The organism is Comamonas composti DSM 21721, from assembly GCF_000429845.1.
GTDB lineage: Bacteria > Pseudomonadota > Gammaproteobacteria > Burkholderiales > Burkholderiaceae_C > Comamonas > Comamonas composti.
Genome location: NZ_AUCQ01000012.1, coordinates 19,678 through 40,689 on the forward strand (window position 1 = coordinate 19,678; position 21,012 = coordinate 40,689).

The following is a 21,012-nucleotide window of genomic DNA, read 5'->3' on the forward strand; positions in this document are numbered from 1 at the left end:
TAAGAACGTGTTTACGATCTCTACGCTGCCGCGTTGGAGCGCAATCGGGATGAGTTCAAAGCGGTGGGGCGCAGCTTGCACCGGGGTGCAAGCAAGCTTTAGCGCTAGAAAATAGCCCGATTTCGCTCCAACCCTTCGGGACAGTGCCTTTGCGGGCGGTCTGCAGCGTTGCGAATCCTCGCAATAGCACGGCGATTGCTGCGGTATCGCGCCTTGCATCCCATCCCGCACAGACACTGGCGCGGCACCGAGGAGATCGTAAACACGTTCTAAACCAGCTTCCAGGGCAGGACATCGCCCGCGCGCAGGGGCTTGAGCTGGGCCTCGCCGAACGCAAAGCTGTCGGGCGGAGTCCAGCTTTCGCGCTTGAGCGTGATCTTGCTGCTGTTGCGCGGCAAGGCATAGAAGTCGGGGCCGTTGAAGCTTGCAAAGGCTTCGAGCCTGTCCAGCGCCCCGGCCGTATCAAAGACCTCGGCATACATCTCCACAGCCGCATGGGCGCTGTAGCAGCCTGCGCAACCCGTGGCATGCTCCTTGAGATGGGCGGCGTGGGGCGCGCTGTCCGTGCCCAGGAAGAACTTGGCCGAGCCGCTGGTCGCGGCCTCGACCAGGGCCAGGCGGTGGGTCTCGCGCTTGAGAACCGGCAGGCAGTAGTAATGCGGGCGTATGCCGCCCGTGAAGATCGCATTGCGGTTGAACAGCAGATGCTGGGGCGTGATGGTCGCGCCCACGAAGCGATCGGCCTCGCTCACGTACTGCGCGGCTTCGCGCGTGGTGATGTGCTCGAACACGATTTTGAGCTCGGGAAAATCGCGGCGCAGCGGAATCAGCTGCTGATCGATGAAGGCCGCCTCGCGGTCGAACAGGTCGATCTCGCTGCTGGTCACCTCGCCATGTACCAGCAGCAGCAGGCCTTCGCGCTGCATGGCGGCCAAGGTGGGATAGATCTTGCGCAGATCGGTCACGCCATGGTCGCTGTTGGTCGTGGCCCCGGCCGGGTAGAGCTTGCAGGCCACGATGCCTGCGGCCTTGGCGCGCACGATTTCCTCGGGAGGCAGATTGTCCGTGAGGTAGAGCGTCATCAGGGGCTCGAAGCTCATGCCCTGCGGGACGGCTGCCTGAATGCGCTTCTTGTACTCCAGGGCCTGCTCCGTGGTGGTCACGGGAGGCTTGAGGTTGGGCATGATGATGGCGCGCGCAAACTGCGCGGCCGTATGCGGCACTACGGCTCGCATGGCATCGCCATCGCGCACATGCAGATGCCAGTCGTCGGGACGGGTGATCGTGAGAGTCTGGGTCATGCCGACATTGTCACATCATGTGCCCCTGTCCTTCCCCTGCCCCGTTGCCGGGAGATCGGCCGGCGGCACGCTTCAAGCCTGGATTCCAGGCCCGGCCTCGTCCCCGGTCTCGACATCCCTTGTTTCGGCAGCGCGGCAGAGGGCATCGAGATCGTGAATCGTGACGCGCCCATAGGCCACGTCGATGAGGCCGCGCTGAGCCAGCGCACTGAGCTCCTTGTTCACGGTCTGGCGCGATCTGCCCAGCATCGCAGCCAGCTCGCTTTGGGAAATGCTCAGGCGCAGCGCGGTGCTGCCCTCGAGCACCTGTCCATGGATCAGGGCCAGCCGCACGAGCTCGTCCGCCACGTGATTGGCCGTATGTCCCAGAGCGCGCCGCCGCTTCATTGCGATCTGCTCATGCATGCGCGACATCATCAGCATGCACACATCGCGCCACAGTATGTGATGGGTGTCCAGCACGGCCAGCAGCGGGTCTCCCGGCAGGTGCACCAGCACCGTGCCCTCACAGGCCTGAAAGTGGTAGACGAAGCGGGTGTTCTTGAGCAGGCGCACCAGGCCCACGACCTCGCCGGGCCCGTGCATGGACAGGATGAAGCGCATGCCATCGGCGTCCACGCCCTCGACTTCAAGCCGGCCCGTGATCACGACCATCACCTCACGGCGCGAGCGGTCGCCGACCATCAACGGGGTACGCCTGTCGTAACGCCCCAGCCGCGCAATGGAAGCCAGCTCATCGAGCACTTCAACAGGCCATGTGCCCATCATCTCGGTCAGGCTCAGCGCATGCCTTATCAGCATCGCCGCATCAGCAACAGGAGTCTGTTTGCGAGACATGGGTTTTTTCGTTCAAAAGTCCATCCCAGGGTTAGCCCCCGGACCAAATAGCGCCAATTGTCAAAGCCTCGACAGAGTGTCTTCCTCGCTGTTTTGGATAGTAGCAGCCACACCGCAGCGCAAGTCTTGCGCCGGTGCATAAGCACAAATAGAGGAGACACATTCGTGACGCACAAACACTGGCTGGCCACACTGGCTCTTGCTGCACTGGGCAATACGGCCTCGGCCCAGGGCAGCGTGGAGATCTTCGGCATCATGGACCTGCACATCAACAAGGCCAAATCCGGGCCCACGAGCCTCACGCGCATGGAGGATGGCGGCAGTGCTGCATCACGCATAGGCTTTCGCGGCAGCGAAGACCTGGGCGGCGGCATGCGTGCCCGCTTTCTGCTGGAAGCCGGCGTCACGCCGGATACGGGCATGGGCACGGTGCCCGGACCGTCCCTGGCCTTCACGCGCCAGTCCTATCTGGGTCTGAGCGCCCCCTGGGGCCATATCGAACTGGGCCGCATGTACACCCCCATGTTCGGCGCCCTGTTCCGCGCGGACCCTATGGGCATGAACTCGCTGTTCTCGCCCACCAATCTCGGCTACGCCATCGATGCCCAGCCCGGCCTCAGGCCGTTTGCGCCACGCGCCAACAACATGCTGCGCTACCGCAGCCCCGAGAGCCAGAAGCTGCTGCTGGACTTCGCCTATTCCTTTGGCGAGGTCGCGTCCCCCAACAGCAACAACGGCCGCATCGTTGGCGGCACCGTAGGCTGGAAGCAGCAGCCCTTCTTCGTGGGCTACAGCTTCCAGAACGCCGTGGAAGGCAGCGCCGCAGCCCCGGTCGCATCGCCGCGCACCAGTCGCTTCCAGACCCTGGTGGCCAGCTGGGAGAGCCTGCCCGTGCTGCGCATCAGCGGCAGCTACAGCACCTCCAGCGTCAACCAGCCAGGCACGCGCGATGCCCACATGACCCAGCTGGGCGCGGATTGGAGCATGACCCCGGCCGACAAGCTGCTGTTTTCCATCGCCCGCCGCAAGGTCGACGGCTCCAACCGCAGCCAGACCGCCTGGTCCCTGGGCTATGACCACTATTTGAGCAAACGCACCACGCTTTATGCGCGCTGGTTGCAGTCAAGCAATGCGGGCGGCTCCTCGGTGGGCATCGCCAACGTCCCCGTGGTCGCGAACAGCGGCGACGGGGTGCGCTCGATCGCCATCGGGGCGCGCCACAATTTCTGAAAGAAGGAAGATGCAGGAATCTTGTTTCGATTTCGACGGACTGGATGCCTTGTTCGCCCCGCAGTCCATCGCCGTGGTCGGGGCCTCGGACTCGGTGGAGCGCATAGGCGGCATCCCGCTCGACTATCTGCTGCGCTTTGGCTATGCAGGCCGGATCCATGCGGTGAATCCGCGCTCCGGCCATGTGCAGGGCCTGCAGACCCAGGCCAGGCTCAGCGACATCGCCGAGCCCGTGGATCTGGCCATCGTGGCCGTGCCCCAGTCCCAGGTGGCCGCCGTGCTCGAGGATGCGGCCGCAGCCCGCGTGCGCTCCATGGTGCTGTTCTCCTCGGGCTATGCCGAAACCGGCGAGCAGGGTATCAGCGACCAGCAGGCACTGAGCCGGCGCGCCAGCGAGGCCGGCATACGCCTCATAGGCCCCAACTGCCTGGGCTTCATGCGTCCGGGGCACAACATCTATGCGACGTTCTCGCCCGCGCCCAAGGCCGGCCTGGTCAAGCCCGGCCGCATAGGTCTGATCAGCCAGTCGGGGGCCTTTGGCGCCTATGCCTACAGCCTGGCACGCGAGCGCGGCCTGGGGCTTTCGCTGTGGGCCACCACGGGCAACGAGGCCGATGTACAGCTCGCGGACGGACTGGCCTGGCTGGCGCGTGACCCCGGCACCGACGTCATCATGGCCTATATGGAAGGCTGCCGCGACGGCGCCCGCCTGCGCGCCGCCCTGGCCCTGGCACGCGCACACGGCAAACCCGTGATCATGTTCAAGGTCGGCACCAGCGAACTTGGCGCGGCAGCCGCTGCATCGCATACGGCCTCGCTGGCCGGCAACAACGCCGTCTACGACGCGGTGTTCCGCCGCTACGGTGTGTTGCGCGCCCATACCATCAGCGACTTCTTCGAGCTCGCGGCCAGCGCCGCGATTGCGCCGATTCCACGTAACCGCTCGCTGGGCATTCTCACCGTCTCCGGCGGCGTGGGCGCACTCATGGCCGACGACGCCAGTGCTGCCGGGCTCGATGTCCAGGCCCTGTCCGATTCCGCCCAGCAGCAACTGCGCGAATGGGTGCCCTTTGCGGCACCGCGCAACCCCGTGGACATCACCGGCCAGGTCACCAACGACATGTCGTTGCTGGAGCGCAGCGCCGAAGTGATGATGAAAGACCGGAACTTCGCCAGCTGGCTGGGGTTCTTCGCCGCTGGCGGCCTGTCCGAAGGTTTCTGGCCCGTGCTGCGCTCCCTGGTGGAGAAGATGCGCAGCGCACATCCACAGACCCTGCTGGCCGTCTGCACCCTGTGCAGCGATGCGCGGCGCGCCGAACTCGAATCTCTGGGCTGCCTGGTGTTCTCCGACCCCGGCACGGCCATACGCTGCATCGGCGCCCTGGCCTCCCTGGGCACACTCGCGGATGCCGCACCGGAGTCTGCGGAAAACACCCTGCCCACCATGCAACTGCCACCGCACAGCCTGTCCGAAGCAGACAGCATGCGTTGGCTGGCCGAATCCGGCGTGCCCGTAGTGCCGCACCAGCTGGTCCAGACCGCGCAGCAGGCCGGCGAGGCCGTACAGGCCCTGGGCGGCGCGATTGCGCTCAAGGTGGCCAGCGCCAGCATTGCCCACAAGTCCGAAGTCGGTGGCGTGGCCCTGAACCTGCGCTCCGCCTCCGATGCCAGCGAGGCCTTCGCACAGATCCTGGCCCGGGCACGCCAGGCCAGACCCGATGCGCAACTGGACGGCGCGCTGGCCGCGCGCATGGTGCATGGCGGCGTCGAATGCATTGCCGGCGTGCACCGCGATCCGGTCTTCGGCCCTGTGCTGATGTTTGGCCTGGGCGGCATCCATGTGGAGATCCTGCGCGACTCGGCGCTGCGCGTACTGCCCGTCACCCGCGAGGACACCCGGGCCATGGTGCGCGAGCTGCGCGCCTACCCGATTCTTGCGGGCGCACGCGGCAAGCCCCCCGTGGACCAGGAGGCCCTGGCCGATGCGCTCTACGCGCTGGCCGACTTTGCCCAGCGCGCAGGCGACACGCTGCTCAGTGCGGAGGTGAATCCGCTGCTGGCCCTGCCCGCCGACCAGGGCGGCTGCATGGCCGTGGATGCGCTGGTCATAGGTGCCAGCACCTAGTGCCCCGAACCGCACTTTCGTTCAAAACAGATTGTCCAGGAGCACGGCCAGGCAAGCCCCCGGGCCCGGCCGGCACCAGGACGCAAGCGATCTGCTCCATGGAGCTCCATTTCAGGGCGCGGGTCCGCGCCTTCACTGTCTGACTCCTGTTTCTTCCTCAAGGAATTGCATGAAAACGTCTCTCTCTTTGCACTCCGGCCTGCTCCGACTGGCCCTGCTGACTTCGGCCCTGGTGCTGGGTACCGGCCCGGTTCTGGCGCAGAAAAGCTATCCCAGCAAACCCGTCCATCTGGTCGTGCAATACGCGGCCGGCGGCTCTGCCGACATCATGGCCCGCACCCTGGGCGACGGCCTGTCCAAGCGCCTGGGCCAGCCCGTGATCGTCGAGAACCGCAGCGGCGCCGGCGGCATCATAGGCACCTCGTACGTGGCCAAGAGCCCGCCCGACGGCTACACCCTGCTGATGACCGTGCCCGGTCCCATCGCGGCCAACCTGGTGCTCTACAAGAAGCTGCCCTACGACCCACGCACCGATCTGCGCATGGTCTCCGACATCGCAGGGCAGCGCACCGTGATGGTCGTGAACTCGGCCCTGCCGGTCAAAACCTATGCCGAGCTCATAGAGCTGGTCCGCAAGGCGCCGGGCAAGTACGCCATGGGCTCCTGGGGACCGGGCACCCAGCCCCACCAGCTCCAGGCCTTCATGGAAAAGAAGTACGGCGCCAGCGTGCTTCATGCGGCCTACAAGGGCGAAAGCCCCATGGTGGCCGACCTGATCAGCGGCGTGGTGCACATGAGCTCGGCCTCGATCGCCGCGCTCAAGCCCTATATCGACTCGGGCAAGCTGCGCACCCTGGCCGTGGCCGGCACCACGCGCGCCTCGGCCCTGCCCGATGTACCCACCTTCTCCGAGCTGGGTTTCAAGGACGATGTCTACACCTTCATGGCGCCGACCTCGCTGATGGTTCCGGCCAAGACGCCTGACGCCATCGTCGAGCACCTGAGCCGGGAAGTGGCCGAGGTTCTCAAGACCCCCGAGATGCTGCACCGCCTCGCCGAGATGGGGGCCGACCCCATAGGCAACACACCGGCCCAGGCCGCAGCCGACTACCGCTCCTATCTGCCGATTGCCCTGAAGCTGACCCAGTCCACGGGCGTGCAGCCCAACTGATTCCATCCCCCGGCCCCCAGGGCACGCGAGCCACAACGTCCCCCGACCGGGATGCGGGACAGGACTGGCTCCGCCCTTTACCCATCTTTGCAGGACTTCATTTCATGACCCCATCCTCTCCCGACCAGGTACGCCAGAGCCTTGCGCACTCCATAGGCCTGAGCGCCTTCATCTACGGCTACCCCCTGACCGAGACCTACCGCACCTGCCGCATGCAGACCGAACCCCGCGCCTCGCGACGGCCCGGTGCCTCGGCAGGATCGGATGTGCGCTCGCCCATGAACAAGCTGCACCATGCGCCCCGCCCCTCGACCCACGAGGACCGTGACGTGGTGACCCCGGCCAACGACCTGCTCTACACCATGGCCTGGGTGCACCTGGCGGGCGGCCCCATGCTGCTCACCGTGCCCTCCTCGGCCCGGCATCCGGGCCGCTACTTCGTGCTGCCGCTGTACGACGCCTATACCGAGAACTTCGAGAACCTGGGCCCGCGCAACTGCGCACCCGAGGGCGAGACCGTGGTGCTGGTCGGCCCCGATGGCCAGGTGCCCCAATCGCTGTCCAGCCTGCGCGTGGTGCGCTGCCCGACCAACCTGGTCTGGCTGATAGGCCGGATCCTCGCCGGAGACAGCAGCGACTGGCCGGCCGCACGCGCGCTGCAGGCCGAGATCCGGCTGGAGCCGGCCCCCGGAACCCAGCCCTGCGGCCGCCCGGCAGCCGTGGAGCACTGGAGCGGGGAGCCGCTGGACGCCATGGCCGCAGCCTTCGAGAAGGGCGAGCCCCCGGAGCAGGTGGCGCCGCGCTTTTTCACCAACCTGTGCCATGCGCTGGCCGAAGCGCCAGGCCGTGTCGAAGACCGCGGCCTGCTTGCCTGGCTTCGCCATGCGGGGCTGTTGGCCGACGCAGCATTCTCCTGGGATGCGCTGGACGAGCCCACGCGCAAGGGCCTGATCCAGGGCTTTGCCGATGGCGTGCAAGTCGTTGCCGCCGTGACCCCCAACCAGCGCCCCAGGCCCTGGTCCATGGCCGCCCATACGGGCCGCTATGCAAGCAACTTTCTGCTGCGCGCACGCACGGCCTACCTGGGCCTGGGCGCACTGGCCACCCAGGAAGCGATTTATGCGGCCTCGCACTACGACGCCGTGCAGCAGCCCCTGGACGGCCGCCAGCGCTATCGCATCCGCTTCGAGGCCGACGATCTGCCCCCTGCGGACGCGTTCTGGTCCGTGACGCTGTACGACAGCGACCGCTTTCTCTACGCCAACGAGATCATGCGCCACGCGATCGGCGACCGCACGCCGGGCCTGAAGCTCGGCGCCGATGGCAGCCTGGAGATGGAGATCAGCCATGCCCGCCCCGCCGACACGGCGAACTGGCTACCGGCACCGGCCGGGCGCTTTTACCTGATCTTGCGCATGTACCACCCGCGCGAAGGCGTGCCGAGCTGGCGCATTCCCGCACTGCAGCCCCTGCAGGACTGATTCCACTTCCAGAGAAACGACATGAACACCCAAGACGATGACAAGCCCTTTTTGCTCGTGGGCACGGGCAGCGAGACCGTGGCCCCGGGCCTGCACATTTTGCGCGGCCAGGGCCAGTCCTTTGTGGCCGAGACCGATGTCGGCCTCGTGGTGATCGATGCCGGCCCCGGAGGCTCGGTGACCCAGAGCATGATCGAGAGCCTGCGCCAGCTCAGCGATGCACCCATCCATGCGCTGTGCTACAGCCACGGCCACATCGGCTACAACGCAGGCGTGCCCCAATGGCTGGAACATGCGCGCCAGCGGGGCGAGCCGCCGCCGCGCGTCATCGGCCAGCACAACGTGCTGCGCCGCCATGCGCGCTACCGCGAGACGCGGGCGCTGCAGCACCGCATGGCCGAGGTGCAGTTCAACCGCTCGCCCGGATTCTTCGAGCGCCGCCTGACCATGCACGACCCGAGCGAGACGTTTGACGAGCGCCTGGTCATAGGCAACGGCGAGCAGCGCATCGAGCTGTTCTGGGCACCTTCGGAGACCGACGATGCGATCGCGCTGTGGAGCCCTGCCCAGCGCGTGGTCTACGGCGGCGCAGCGCTGCTGGACTCCATCCCCAACATCGGCACGCCGTTTCGCACGCTGCGCGACACCGTGCGCTGGGCCGCCACGCTGGAATCCCTGGCCGCACTCAAGCCGCTCAAGGCGGTGCGCGAGTTCGGCCCCGTGATCGAAGGTGAGGAGGAAGTGCAAAAAGTGCTGCTGCACACGGCGCGCGCACTGCGCTGGCTGCGCACCCAGGTCGTGGAGCTGATGAACGAAGGCCTCAACGAGCAACAGGTGCTCGCACGCATGCACTACCCCGAGGAGCTGTTCGGCGTGCCCTGGATGAAGCCCAGCTACGGCGATCCCAGCTACATCGTGCGCGACATCTACCGCTCGGAAAACGGCTGGTGGGACCGCAACCCCACCCACCTGCACCCCGAGGCGCCCGAGGCCGTGGGCGCTGCACTCGCCGATGCGATCGCCGACAAGCGTGCCGTGATCGCCAGCGCCCAGGCCCTGGCCGATGCCGGCCGCTGGCAGCTGGCCCTGCATGTGATCGACCTGCTGGCCACGGCCCCCGGCGATGCGCCCGAGATCGGCGAGGCGCGCGCGCTCAAGGCCGCCTGGCTGCGCAAGCGCGCGACCCAGGTCGCAAGCTACGTCTCGCGCAATCTCTACAAGGTCAGCGCCGAGATGCTCGAGCAAGGCCGGCAGGCCTACTTCGGCATCCGCTGATGCCATGACTCATGCAGACAAAGGGACTTCGATGAAACACTCTTACTTCCGCACCCCCCTCCTGGCCGCCGCCCTGGTCCTGGGCAGCGCCGCAGCCAGCGCGCAAGAGGCTGCGGGCTACCCCAGCCGGCCGGTGACGATCGTCGTGCCCACGGCCGCCGCAGGCGGCACCGACACCATGGCCCGCCTGTTCGCCGACATGCTGGGCAAGTCGCTCAAGCAGCCCTTCGTCGTGGACAACCGCCCGGGCGCCAACGGCATCATCGGCCTGGAGAACGTGGCCAAGGCCGCACCGGACGGCTACCGGCTGCTGTTCACCTATGCGGCCTCCATGACCGTCAACCCCAGCCTCTACGGCAAGCTGCCCTACGATCCCTTGGCAGGCTTTGCGCCGATCGCCCAGGTCGGACGCGGCGGCAACCTGCTGCTGGTCCGCAGAACCCTGCCCGTGAATACGCTGCAGGAGTTCGTGAACTACGCCAAGGCCCATGCCGACCAGCTCAACTACTGCTCCTGGGGGCCGGGCTCGGGCGGTCACCTGACCATGGAAAGCCTCAAGAAGCAGGCCGGCATCACCATGACCCATGTGCCCTACAAGGGCTCCAGCCCTTGCGTGCAGGACATCATGGGCGGCCAGGTGGATGCGGGCTTTGCCGATGTCTCGTCCACGGTGGAGCTGGTCAAGGCCGGCCGCGTGAAGGCACTCGCACACAGCGGCGCGGGCCGGCTGCCGTCCCTGCCCGATGTGCCGTCCATGACCGAGGCCAACTACCCGTTCAAGAACTATGCCTGGTACGGCTTCTTCGCTCCCGCAAAGACGCCTGCGGCCATCGTCGCCAAGCTCAACGAGCAGGTGCAGCGCGCGCTGCAGGACCCGACCCTGATCCAGCGCATGCGCGAGCTCAACTTCACCGACCTGCCGCTGACCACGCCCGAGCAGTTCGCCCAGGTCGTGCGCCAGGACCAGAAGGACTGGGGCAGGCTGGTGCAGGAGATCGGCGTCAAGCTGGACTGATCTGGCGACTCCTTAAAAGAGAGCAGCTACCGCTTGCCACACATCGATTTCAGTATGAATATGTACTGAAAACGAGATGTGATGCGCGCTAGTCGCTCTCTTTTACAAAGCAAAAGGCGCTCTTTCGAGCGCCTTTTGCTTATGCAGGCCTGGCCTCAGAGCGTGTTTACGTTCTCAGTGCTGGAGGATCTTCTTGAGGAAGTCCTTGGTGCGCGGCTGACGTGCCTCGGGATTGCCGAAGAACTCGTCCTTGCTGCAGTCCTCAAGGATCTTGCCGCCCACGTCCATAAAGATCACGCGGTCGCTGACCCGCTTGGCAAAGCCCATCTCGTGGGTCACGCACATCATGGTCATGCCTTCGTGGGCCAGGCTGACCATGACGTCGAGCACCTCTCCCACCATCTCGGGGTCCAGCGCCGAAGTGGGCTCGTCGAACAGCATGACGATGGGGTCCATGGACAGGGCACGCGCAATCGCCACGCGCTGCTGCTGGCCGCCCGAGAGCTGGCCCGGAAACTTGTCCTTGTGCGCCATCAGGCCCACGCGCTCCAGCATCTTGAGGCCGCGCGCCTGGGCATCCGTCTGGTTGCGGCCCAGCACCTTGACCTGGGCAATCGTCAGGTTCTCGGTCACCGACAGGTGCGGAAACAGCTCGAAGTGCTGGAACACCATGCCCACGCGGCTGCGCAGCTTGGGCAGATTGGTCTTGGGATCGTGCACGGCCACGCCATCCACAAAGATCTCGCCCTTCTGGAAAGGCTCGAGCGCATTGATGGTCTTGATCAGCGTGGACTTGCCCGAGCCCGAAGGCCCGCAGACCACGACCACTTCGCCCTTCTGGATATTGGTCGAGCAATCGGTCAGCACCTGAAAGCTGCCGTACCACTTGGAGACATTCTTCAGTTCGATCATTTTGGTTTCTCTCCGTATTCAGTTATCCGCAGCGCGCTCTCGAGGCCTGAACGCGCCAAGTCAGAGACAGCGTGCCCCGCAGCGAGGCTGCCATCCCCCTTCCAGAGGGAAGCTGCGCAGCAGCTCAGGGGGTCGCTCATCGAATAATCGCAATCTTCTTGTGCAGGCGCTTGACCAGCCAGGACAGCGAATAGCACAGCACGAAATAGGTCACGGCGGCGGCCAGATAGGCCTCGATGGGCCGGCCGTTGTTCTTGCCCGCAAGCTCGAAGCCCTTGAGCATGTCATAGGCCCCAATCGCATACACCAGGGAAGTGTCCTGGAACAGGATGATGGTCTGGGTCAGCAGCACGGGCAGCATGTTGCGAAAGGCCTGAGGCAGGACCACCAGGCGCATGTTCTGCCCGTAGCTCATGCCCAGGGCCTGGCCTGCAAACACCTGGCCGCGCGGAATGGACTGTATGCCCGCGCGCATGATCTCGCTGAAATACGCGGCCTCGAAGGCAATGAAGGTGATGATGGCCGAGATCTCGGCCCCTATCGGCCTGCCTATGAGCAAGGGCATGAGCAGAAAGAACCACAGAATCACCATGACCAGCGGAATGGAGCGCATGCCGTTGACATAGACCGTGGCAGGCACGCTCAGCAGCCAGGTGCCCGACAGGCGCATCAGCGCCAGCAGGGTGCCGAAGAAGATGCCGCCCAGTGTGGCGATCACCGTGAGCGTGATGCTGAAGTACAGCCCCTTGAGAACGAAGTTGCTGAACAGATCCCAGGTAAAGAACGACCAGTCGATATTCAGATTCATCTCAATGTCCTCCGCCGCTGGCCGTGATCAGGCCCGGCACGCGCGAGCGTTTTTCTATGAAGGCCATGATGCGGTTGATGGCAAAGGCCGAGATCACGTACAGGCCGGTGACGGCCAGATAGATCTCCACGCCGCGCGAAGTCTCCTCCTGGGCCTGCATGGCGAACATGGTGAGCTCGGCCACGGACACTGCAAACGCCACGGACGAGTTCTTGAAGATGTTCATGGTCTCGCTGGTCAGCGGCGGGATGATGATGCGAAACGCCATCGGCAGCAGCACATAGCGGTAGTACTGGAAGGTCGTGAACCCCAGGGCCATGCCTGCATAGCGCTGGCCGCGCGGCAGCGCCTGGATGCCCGAGCGCACCTGCTCGGCAATGCGCGCCGAGGTGAAGAAGCCCAGCGCGAACACCACGAGCACAAAGCCCGAGAGCTCCTTCATCGCCGGGAAGAAGGCCGGCAGCACGTGATACCAGATGAAGATGTGCACCAGCAGCGGAATATTGCGAAACAGCTCCACCCAGGCATTGCCCAGGCGCACGATCCAGGGCCGGTCAGGCAGGGTTCGCAACGTGCCGATCAAGGCGCCGGCCACCAGCGCGATCAGCAAGGACAGTATGGATACCGAAATCGTCCAGCCCCAGGCCGACAGCAGCCAGTCCAGGTAGGTGATGTCGCCATTCTTGCCAAAACAGCTTTGCCCGACCTCTTGAGTGATGGTGTCCTGGCAAAACACCTGCCAATCCCAACTCATACGAGCACCTCTCTTTATTCAAAACAATCAAAAAGCCCGGAGCGCATCCGCTCCCGAAAACATCAGCTCAACAAAAAACGCCCCTCTCCACCGCGCTGGCAGAAGGGGCGGCAGGCATGGGGCAGCACACCAATGCTGAAATGCTGTGCACGCCGACTCAGGCAGACCGACGGTACGGCCTGAGCGGCCATGCATGCATCAGGGCTTGTGCTAGCCGCCTTAGAACGTGTTCACGACCTCCTCGCGGCGCGCCTGCGTAGAGATCGTGAACACGCTCTGATGCCGGCTTACTTGATCTCGTAGGCTTCCATGGGCTTGTCGTTGGGATGGGCCCAGGCGTCCTTGGTGGCTTCGGACAGGGGCAGGCCCACCTTCACGTTGGCCGGGGGAATCGGCTGCATGAACCACTTGTCATACAGCTTGCCCAGCGAGCCATCGGCGATCTGGCGCTTGATGGAGTCGTCCACGGCCTTCTTGAAGGCCGGGTCGTCCTTGCGCATCATGCAGGCGATGGGCTCGACCGACAGCACTTCGCCCACGATCTTGTAGTCGGCAGGTGCCTTGGACTTGGAGATGTTGGCGGCCAGGATGGAGCCGTCCATGATGAAGGCGTCGGCACGGCCGGTTTCCAGCATCAGAAAGCTGTCCGCATGGTCCTTGCCCATGACTTCCTTGAAGGTCAGGCCGTCGGCGCGCTTGTTCTTGCGCAGGGTCTGCACCGAAGTCGTGCCCGTGGTCGTGACCAGGGTCTTGCCATTCAAGTCCTTGATACCCGTGATGCCGGAGTTGGCCTTGACCGCAATGCGCACTTCTTCCACATAGGTGGTCACCGCAAAGGCCGCATCCTTTTGGCGCGCCTGATTATTCGTGGTGGAGCCGCATTCGATATCCACCGTGCCATTGGTCACCAGGGGAATACGGTTTTGCGAGGTCACGGGCTGGTATTTGATGTCCAGCTTGGCCAGGCCCAGCTGCTTTTGAATATCGGCCAGGACACGCTCGCCCATTTCGGTATGGAAACCCACATACTTGCCATTGCCCAGCGTATAGCCAAGACCCGAGGATTCGCGCACGCCAAAGGTCACGCTGCCCGAGGACTTGATCTTTGCCAGGGTGTCATTGGCCTGGGCGAAAGCGCTACCGGCTGCCAGGGCAGTTACGGCAATGGCCAACAAATGCTTCTTCATATGAGTCTCCTGATCTGAGGACAAAAGGTTTTAAGACAAAGCCCGCGCCCGCCTTATGGGCCGACCATGGGCTTACACAGCATGGCACATATTGTGCAATCACAAACCATGCCAATTGGCGGAAGCACTTGAAGACGTTCCTGGATGTCAGACATATTCAGAAAACCCGTCCACGCATTCAGAGCTGACCGATTGCTGCGCCATGTTCCAGCCACCGGGGTAAACCACGTGCTTGCTTGGGCGCAGACTCTAAGGCCATAACCCCGGACATTCCAGCGCCAATTGTCAAAATCATCATACTCAAGGCACGGATCAGTATTTACCCTAGGCATAACCTATGGCTTTGCTCGGGCTATATGCAGGTATTTTTGCCAGGGAAAGAGACGGTCTTCAAGGAGATTCTCAAGACGCTCTTAAAGAGCTTGTTAAACATGTCTCTCTGCCACCCCGGCCTCTCCCGGTCGAGCGAGGCCCCGGCCCAAGCACAACGAATCAGCGCTCAGCGCCCGGGCCGCAACAGCTACCGCCCAATGGTCTCGCCCTGCTCCAGCAGGAAGTTCCACAAGGCATTGGCCCCGCCCTGGGTTGCGTCCTTATTTGTGGGCTTTTCACGGTAGGCGCGCACTTCCATGTCCATGCGAAAGCCCGGCATGTCTTGCGGAACCGCACTCACCAGGCGCCCGGCTTCGAGCTCGTTGCGCACGGCGCTGAAAGGCAGAAAGGCCACGCCGTGGCCTTCGAGCGCCATGGCCTTGAGGCCTTCGGCCATGTCGGTTTCGTAGACGCGCTCCAGATGCACGGCCTCGCCCGACTCCTTGAGAATGAGCTCGGTCACGCGGCCCAGGTAGGCGCCAGGCGCATAGCCCAGGTAGGGCAGGCTCTGGCCCTGCTGGCCGGGCAGCAGGTACAGGGGCCGGCCCTGGGCGTCGGGCTTGGAGTAAGGCGCCAGCACTTCATGGCCCAGGCTGACCATCTCATAGCGCGCAGGATCGAGCTGAAATGGCTGGGTGGGATGGAAGTAGGCGATCAGCAGATCGCAGCCGCCTTCGACCAGGCGCATCACCGCATCGTGCACATTGAGCGCGAAAAGCCGGCTGCGAAACGGGCCGAATTCGGCCTGGACGCTGGAGACCCAGTTGGGGAAAAACGTAAACGCCAGCGTATGCGGCACCGCAAACCCCACCATGCCCTTGCCCGCACTCACATGGGCACGCAGCATGGTGCGCGTGCTCTGCAGCGACTGCAGCATCTCCAGCGCCTGCTCGTACATGGTCTTGCCGGCCGGGGTGAGCCGGGTCGGGTAGGAGCTTCTATCCACAAGATCGGTGCCGGCCCAGGCTTCCAGCGCCTGGATGCGGCGTGAGAACGCAGGCTGAGTCACATGACGCAACTGGGCTGAACGGCTGAAACTGCGTGTTTCGGCCAAGCTGACGAAATCTTCTAGCCATTTGGTTTCCATGGCCGCCATTATCCGCTGGGCCGTGACGCCCGGCTGACGCCGTCTTCAGCGCTTTTTGAACAGACGGCGTGCACGGCACATAATGGCGCGTGTCATATTTACCAAATGTGACACTCCCAGTACGAGGCCGGACACACAAGGTCCGCAGCACCTCCTGACAGCCCTGACCAAGCATGTGTTTTTTCCGTCACCTCATCCCATGTCATCCCCATCCTCCGAAAACGGCGCCGGCAAGGCGCCATCCTCCGAAAGCGATCAGCCACGCTCGCTGCGCCTGGAAGACTGGCTCAGCGTTGCCATCATGGCCGCCCTGGCCCTGATAACCTTTGCGAATGTGCTGGTGCGTTATTTCACCGATTCTTCGTTCGCCTGGACCGAGGAGATCTCGGTCTTTCTCATGATTTTGCTGGCCATGGTGGCCGGCTCGGCCGCCGTGGCGCGCGATGCCCACATCCGCATCGAATACTTCGCCCAGAGCGGCAGCGCTGCGCGCAGAAAGCGCCTGGCCCGCTTTGGCTCGCTGATGGTGGCCCTGCTGTTTGCGCTGATCGCCGTGCTCAGCGTGCGCGTGGTCTGGGATGACTACCGCTATGAGGAGACCTCGCCCGGCATTGGCGTGCCGCAGTGGTGGTACTCCATCTGGCTGCCGGTGTTCTCGGCCCTGATCACGGCGCGTGCGCTGCAACTGTTCGTGCGCCAGGGCCGTCCCGGCGCTTTCGACACCACCGATGAGGAGCAGGCACCATGATTGCAACCCTGCTGTTTGTCGGCTTCCTGCTGCTCATGCTGCTGGGCGTGCCGATTGGCGCGGCCCTGGGCCTGGCAGGCGCGGCCGCGATTGCGCTGGCCAACTCAGAGACCCAATGGTTCGGCCTGCTGGCCGTGCCGCAGAATTTTTATGCCGGCCTGGGCAAGTACCCGCTGCTCGCGATTCCGATGTTCGTGCTCGTGGGCTCGATCTTCGACCGCTCGGGCGTGGCCCTGCGCCTGGTGAACTTTGCCGTGGCCATCGTGGGCCGGGGCTCGGGAATGCTGCCCCTGGTGGCGATTGCCGTGGCCATGTTCCTGGGCGGCATCTCGGGCTCAGGCCCTGCGAATGCGGCCGCCGTGGGCGGCGTGATGATCGCGGCCATGAGCCGTGCCGGCTATCCGGGCAGCTTCTCGGCCAGCGTGGTCGGTGCGGCCGCAGCCACGGACATTCTGATCCCGCCCTCGGTGGCCTTCATCATCTACTCGGTGCTCGTGCCCGGCGCCTCCGTGCCCGCGCTGTTCGCAGCCGGCATGGTGCCCGGCATTCTGGCCGGCATCGCGCTCATCGTTCCCGCCGTCTGGCTGTCGCGCAAGCACAAGATGGGCGCCGAAGAAGCCAACATGTCGCGCCCGCCCTTCTGGAAGAGCCTCAAGGAGGCCGCCTGGGGCCTGGCCGCGCCGGTGCTGATCCTGGGCGGCATGCGCGCGGGCTGGTTCACGCCCACCGAGGCCGCCGTGGTGGCCGTGTTCTACGGCCTGTTCGTGGGCATGGTGATTCACCGCACGATAGGCATACGCGATCTGTATCCCATACTGCGCGAGGCCGGCGAGCTCTCGGCCGTGATCTTGCTCGTGGTCTCGCTGGCCGGCATTTTTGCGTTCTCGCTGTCCACGCTGGGCGTGATCGATCCCGTGGCCAATGCCATCGTCAACTCGGGCCTGGGCGAATGGGGCGTGATGGCCTTGCTGATCCTGCTGCTCATCACCGTGGGCATGTTCCTGGACGGCATCTCCATCTTCCTGATCTTCGTGCCGCTGCTGCTGCCCATCATGAACCACTACCACTGGGATCCCGTGTGGTTTGGCGTGATCCTCACGCTCAAGGTCGCACTGGGCCAGTTCACGCCGCCGCTGGCCGTGAACCTCATGGTGTCCTGCCGTATCGCAGGCGTGCGCATGGAGTCCACGGTGCGCTGGGTCGGCCCCATGCTGCTGGCCATGTTCGTGGTCATGATTTTGGTCATTGCCTTCCCGCAACTGGCGCTGTGGCTGCCCGCAAAGCTGGGGTATTAGCCTCTGAGGCGCTACGCGCCTTCCCCCTTCTGCCGCTGCGCGGGAAGGGGGACGACGCCGGCGCTGCGGGGTGGCCCTGGCGCAGGGTCTCTGAACCAGGCACGATTCCCCCCACATGGCGCACCGGATCATTTTTTAACCAGGAGACATCCACCATGAAACTACGCACATTTCTCACCACCGCCGTTGCTGCCGCCGCAGCGCTGACCCTGGGCCTGCCCACGGCCATGGCCCAGGGCAAGTACAAGAGCGAATACCGCATGTCCCTGGTGCTGGGCACGGCCTTTCCCTGGGGCAAGGGCGGCGAGATCTGGGCCGACAAGGTGCGCGAGCGCACCAATGGCCGCATCAACATCAAGCTCTACCCCGGCGTCTCCCTGGTCCAGGGCGACCAGACGCGCGAGTTCTCGGCGCTGCGCCAGGGCGTGATCGACATGGCCGTGGGCTCGACCCTCAACTGGTCGCCCCAGATCAAGGAGCTCAACCTGTTCGCGCTGCCGTTTCTCATGCCCGACTACGCGGCCGCCGATGCGCTGACCCAGGGCGAGCCCGGCAAGCGCTTGTTCGAGCGCCTGGAAAAAGCCGGTGTCGTGCCCCTGGCCTGGGGCGAGAACGGCTATCGCGAGATCAGCAACTCCAAGCACCCGATCAAGAGCCCGGCCGACCTCAAGGGCCTGAAGATCCGCGTCGTGGGCTCGCCGCTGTTCCTCGACACCTTCACCGCCCTGGGCGCCAACCCCACGCAGATGAGCTGGGCCGATGCCCAGCCCGCCATGGCCAGCGGCGCCGTGGACGGCCAGGAAAACCCCGTGGCCGTCTACACCGCCGCCAAGCTCCAGTCCGTGGGCCAGAAGTACATGACCATGTGGGGCTATATCAACGACCCGCTGATCTTCGTGGTCAACAAGGACATCTGGAACAGCTGGACCAAGGAAGACCAGGCCATCGTGCGCCAGGCTGCGCTGGACTCCGCCAAGGAGCAGGTCGCGATCTCGCGCAAGGGCATGATCGAGGCCGACAAGCCCCTGCTCAAGGAGCTGACCACCCACGGCGTGACCGTGACCCAGCTGAGCCCCGCCGAGCGCGAAGCCTTCGTCAAGGCCACGCGTCCCGTGTATGACAAGTGGAAGCAGCAGGTCGGCGCCGACCTCGTGAACGCCGCCGAGAAGGCGATTGCCGCACGCAAGCAGTAAGAGCGTGTTCACGATCTAAGCTCCGCCATCCAGACCAAAGCCCCGGGATCTGTCCAGGCCCGGGGCTTTTTGCATTCCGTCTGCGCCCCCGCAGACTATCTAAAAAGATAGCTGCAAGCACATGCCTTCAAGCCATTTCAGACATAAAACGATCTGAAATCGATATACAGCAAGCGCTAGCAGCTCTTGTTATTGAACGGGCGAGACCAGGGGACGGCCTTCGAGGTGGCAGCGCATGTTGGCGATGAAGCGCTCTACCGAGTTCTGCACGGCCTCGGGCGACCAGCCGCCCACATGGGGCGTGAGCACCACCTTGTCCAGAGCCACGAGCTCGGCCGGCGGCGCGGGCTCGCTCTCATAGACATCCAGGCCTGCCGCGCCCAGTCGGCCTTCGCGCAGGGCCGCAGCCAGGGCCTGGGTGTCGACCACGCTGCCGCGCGCAATGTTCACGAGCACGCCCTGGGGGCCCAGCGCATCGAGCACCTGGGCGCCCACCAGATGCCGCGTGGCGGCACCGCCCGGCAAGGCCACGACCAGGAAATCGGCCCAGGCCGCAAGCTCCATGAGCGAGCCGAAATAGGCATGCGCCACATCGGCTCGGGGACGGCGGTTGTGGTAGGCGATCTGCATCTCGAAGCCCAGCGCGCGCTGCGCGATCTTGCGGCCTATGCTGCCCATGCCCAGAATGCCCAGGCGCTTGTGCGAGACATGGGGCGGAAAGCCGATGGCCGTGCGCCACACGCCTTCGCGCACCAGCCGGTCCTGGTGGCTGATGCCGCGCCTGGCGGCCAGCAACAGGCCCATGGCGTGGTCGGCCACGCAGTCGTCGTTGGTGCCTGCGCCATTGCCCACGGCAATGCCGCGTCCGCGCGCATGGGCAAGGTCCACGTTCTCATAGCCCGCGCCCATGGCACAGACCAGGGTCAGCGCGGGCAGGCGCTGCATCTGCGCGGCCGACAGGCCCGTGGCACCCACGGTGAGCACCACCCGCACGCGCTCGCCATGGGCGGCGATCGCGGCCTCGGCTTGCGCGGCATCGGGCGCGTAGATGAGTTCGAAGTCGGCAAAGCTCTGCGCCATCAGGCGCAGATGCTCGGGGGTGTTGAAGTTGAGAACAAGCAGTACAGGTTTCATGGCAGGGCCGCGCGGCAAGTCAGTTTCCGCTCAGGGCCGCAGAAATTCTGCATGCGCCTGCCCGGGCCTGCATGAGAGCTGAACTTGCCCCTGCAGCGCCGGCTACAAATCCAGCACCAGCCTGGACGATCTGGCGCGTGAGCAGCAGGGCGTGAACTGGTCGTTGGCGGCCTGCTCCTCTTCGGTGAGGTACATGTCGCGGTGCTCGATCTCGCCTTCCAGCACGCGTGTGAGACAGGTTCCGCAAACGCCTTGCTCGCACGAGGTCTGCACGCAGACGCCTATGGATTCCAGCGCCTGCACCACGGTCTGCTCGGGCGCCACACGCACCACCTGGCCCGTGCTCGCGACCTGGATCTCGAACCCGGCATCGTCCTCGCGGGGCCCGGCCTCGCCGGCGAAAAACTCGTAATGCAATTGTTCCTGCGGCCAGCCTGCAGCCCTGGCCGTGTCCAGCACCGCATCCATGAAGCCCCGGGGCCCGCAGACGTACAGGTGCGTGCCCGGCTCGGCCACGGCCAGCAGGCCTGCGATGTCCAGCTGCGGCTTGCCGCCTGCAGTATCCAGATGCAGATGCGCCCTCGTAGCCCAGGCCGAAGCCTCGATGGCCTCGGCAAAGGCCATGCGCTCGCGCGCCCTGGCGCTGTAGTGCAGCGTGAAGTCCGCGCCCTCGCGCGCCAGGCAGCGGGCCATGGACAGAATCGGCGTAATGCCTATGCCCCCGGCCAGCAGCAAGTGCTTTTTCGCCCCGGCCTGCAGCGCAAAGTGGTTGCGCGGCGCGCTGATGCAGATCTGCTGGCCCTGCAGCAATTGCGTGTGCACGGCGGCCGAGCCGCCGCGCGAGGCACTTTCGCGCAGTACGGCGATCACGTAGCGGTCGGGCTCGGCGCAGTCATTGCTCAGCGAATACTGGCGCACCAGGCCGCCGGGCAGGTGCACGTCGATGTGCGCGCCCGCGGCAAAGGCCGGCAGGCTCTGGCCTGGCAGTGCCCGCAGCTCGAGGCTGCAGATGTCCTGCGCCTCGGCCTGCTTGCGTGCAATGCACACCTCAAGACTTGTCTGCGCGCCCATGGGAAAGGCCTTTTCT

18 protein-coding genes are annotated in these 21,012 nt (G+C 64.9%); 9 read left to right on the forward strand and 9 right to left on the reverse strand.

Annotated features, from left to right (window positions below; translation table 11 throughout):
* Positions 1-269: 269 nt before the first annotated feature.
* Positions 270-1,301, reverse strand: coding sequence for a dihydroorotase (gene pyrC / locus G486_RS0107985; protein ID WP_027015076.1), 1,032 nt, complete (start codon positions 1,299-1,301; stop codon positions 270-272).
* Positions 1,302-1,373: 72 nt separating this feature from the next.
* On the reverse strand, positions 1,374-2,138 hold the full coding sequence (locus tag G486_RS21780) for a Crp/Fnr family transcriptional regulator (protein WP_051303301.1): 765 nt from the start codon (positions 2,136-2,138) through the stop codon (positions 1,374-1,376).
* 165 nt (positions 2,139-2,303) lie between these two features.
* Between G486_RS21780 and G486_RS0107995 the strand changes: the two genes are divergently transcribed.
* From G486_RS0107995 to G486_RS0108020, 6 genes are all read left to right on the forward strand, one after another.
* On the forward strand, positions 2,304-3,368 hold the full coding sequence (locus tag G486_RS0107995; RefSeq protein WP_027015077.1) for a porin: 1,065 nt from the start codon (positions 2,304-2,306) through the stop codon (positions 3,366-3,368).
* Positions 3,369-3,378: 10 nt separating this feature from the next.
* The gene (locus G486_RS0108000) at positions 3,379-5,493 is read left to right on the forward strand and encodes an acetate--CoA ligase family protein (protein WP_027015078.1); all 2,115 of its coding nucleotides are present in this window, start codon (positions 3,379-3,381) and stop codon (positions 5,491-5,493) included.
* A 169-nt stretch (positions 5,494-5,662) separates the two neighbouring features.
* Positions 5,663-6,664 (forward strand): Bug family tripartite tricarboxylate transporter substrate binding protein, encoded by a 1,002-nt coding sequence (locus G486_RS0108005; RefSeq protein ID WP_027015079.1) that lies wholly within the window; start codon positions 5,663-5,665, stop codon positions 6,662-6,664.
* Positions 6,665-6,768: 104 nt separating this feature from the next.
* Positions 6,769-8,145 carry a DUF1254 domain-containing protein gene (locus tag G486_RS0108010; protein ID WP_027015080.1) on the forward strand — a complete coding sequence of 459 codons (1,377 nt, stop codon included), beginning with the start codon at positions 6,769-6,771 and terminating at the stop codon, positions 8,143-8,145.
* A gap of 21 nt (positions 8,146-8,166) precedes the next feature.
* The gene (locus G486_RS0108015) at positions 8,167-9,420 is read left to right on the forward strand and encodes an alkyl sulfatase dimerization domain-containing protein (protein ID WP_027015081.1); all 1,254 of its coding nucleotides are present in this window, start codon (positions 8,167-8,169) and stop codon (positions 9,418-9,420) included.
* Between the two features lie 31 nt (positions 9,421-9,451).
* On the forward strand, positions 9,452-10,435 hold the full coding sequence (locus G486_RS0108020) for a Bug family tripartite tricarboxylate transporter substrate binding protein (protein WP_027015082.1): 984 nt from the start codon (positions 9,452-9,454) through the stop codon (positions 10,433-10,435).
* A gap of 174 nt (positions 10,436-10,609) precedes the next feature.
* On the opposite strand, the gene G486_RS0108025 is transcribed toward G486_RS0108020, so the two are convergent.
* The 5 genes from G486_RS0108025 to G486_RS0108045 form a co-directional block, all read right to left on the reverse strand.
* A complete protein-coding gene (locus tag G486_RS0108025; protein WP_027015083.1) occupies positions 10,610-11,347 on the reverse strand; it encodes an amino acid ABC transporter ATP-binding protein in 738 nt (245 codons plus the stop codon).
* Between the two features lie 136 nt (positions 11,348-11,483).
* Positions 11,484-12,155: an amino acid ABC transporter permease gene (locus tag G486_RS0108030; protein ID WP_027015084.1), complete on the reverse strand. Its 672-nt coding sequence runs from the start codon at positions 12,153-12,155 to the stop codon at positions 11,484-11,486.
* 1 nt (position 12,156) lies between these two features.
* On the reverse strand, positions 12,157-12,909 hold the full coding sequence (locus G486_RS0108035; protein WP_027015085.1) for an amino acid ABC transporter permease: 753 nt from the start codon (positions 12,907-12,909) through the stop codon (positions 12,157-12,159).
* A gap of 287 nt (positions 12,910-13,196) precedes the next feature.
* Positions 13,197-14,096 carry a transporter substrate-binding domain-containing protein gene (locus G486_RS0108040; protein WP_027015086.1) on the reverse strand — a complete coding sequence of 300 codons (900 nt, stop codon included), beginning with the start codon at positions 14,094-14,096 and terminating at the stop codon, positions 13,197-13,199.
* A 520-nt stretch (positions 14,097-14,616) separates the two neighbouring features.
* Positions 14,617-15,555 (reverse strand): LysR substrate-binding domain-containing protein, encoded by a 939-nt coding sequence (locus tag G486_RS0108045; RefSeq protein WP_027015087.1) that lies wholly within the window; start codon positions 15,553-15,555, stop codon positions 14,617-14,619.
* 199 nt (positions 15,556-15,754) lie between these two features.
* On the opposite strand from G486_RS0108045, the gene G486_RS0108050 reads away from it, so the two are divergent.
* From G486_RS0108050 to G486_RS0108060, 3 genes are all read left to right on the forward strand, one after another.
* A complete protein-coding gene (locus G486_RS0108050; RefSeq protein WP_027015088.1) occupies positions 15,755-16,303 on the forward strand; it encodes a TRAP transporter small permease in 549 nt (182 codons plus the stop codon).
* A complete protein-coding gene (locus G486_RS0108055; RefSeq protein WP_027015089.1) occupies positions 16,300-17,598 on the forward strand; it encodes a TRAP transporter large permease in 1,299 nt (432 codons plus the stop codon). The genes G486_RS0108050 and G486_RS0108055 overlap by 4 nt, the downstream gene beginning before the upstream one ends.
* A 155-nt stretch (positions 17,599-17,753) precedes the next feature.
* Complete coding sequence (locus tag G486_RS0108060; protein WP_027015090.1) at positions 17,754-18,791, forward strand: DctP family TRAP transporter solute-binding subunit; 1,038 nt, start codon at positions 17,754-17,756, stop codon at positions 18,789-18,791.
* A gap of 189 nt (positions 18,792-18,980) precedes the next feature.
* Here the strand turns inward: G486_RS0108060 and G486_RS0108065 are convergent, their stop codons facing one another.
* Entirely contained in the window at positions 18,981-19,925 is a 945-nt protein-coding gene (locus G486_RS0108065; protein WP_027015091.1) for a 2-hydroxyacid dehydrogenase, read from the reverse strand.
* A 102-nt stretch (positions 19,926-20,027) separates the two neighbouring features.
* Complete coding sequence (locus G486_RS0108070; RefSeq protein WP_027015092.1) at positions 20,028-20,996, reverse strand: PDR/VanB family oxidoreductase; 969 nt, start codon at positions 20,994-20,996, stop codon at positions 20,028-20,030.
* Between the last annotated feature and the right edge of the window lie 16 nt (positions 20,997-21,012).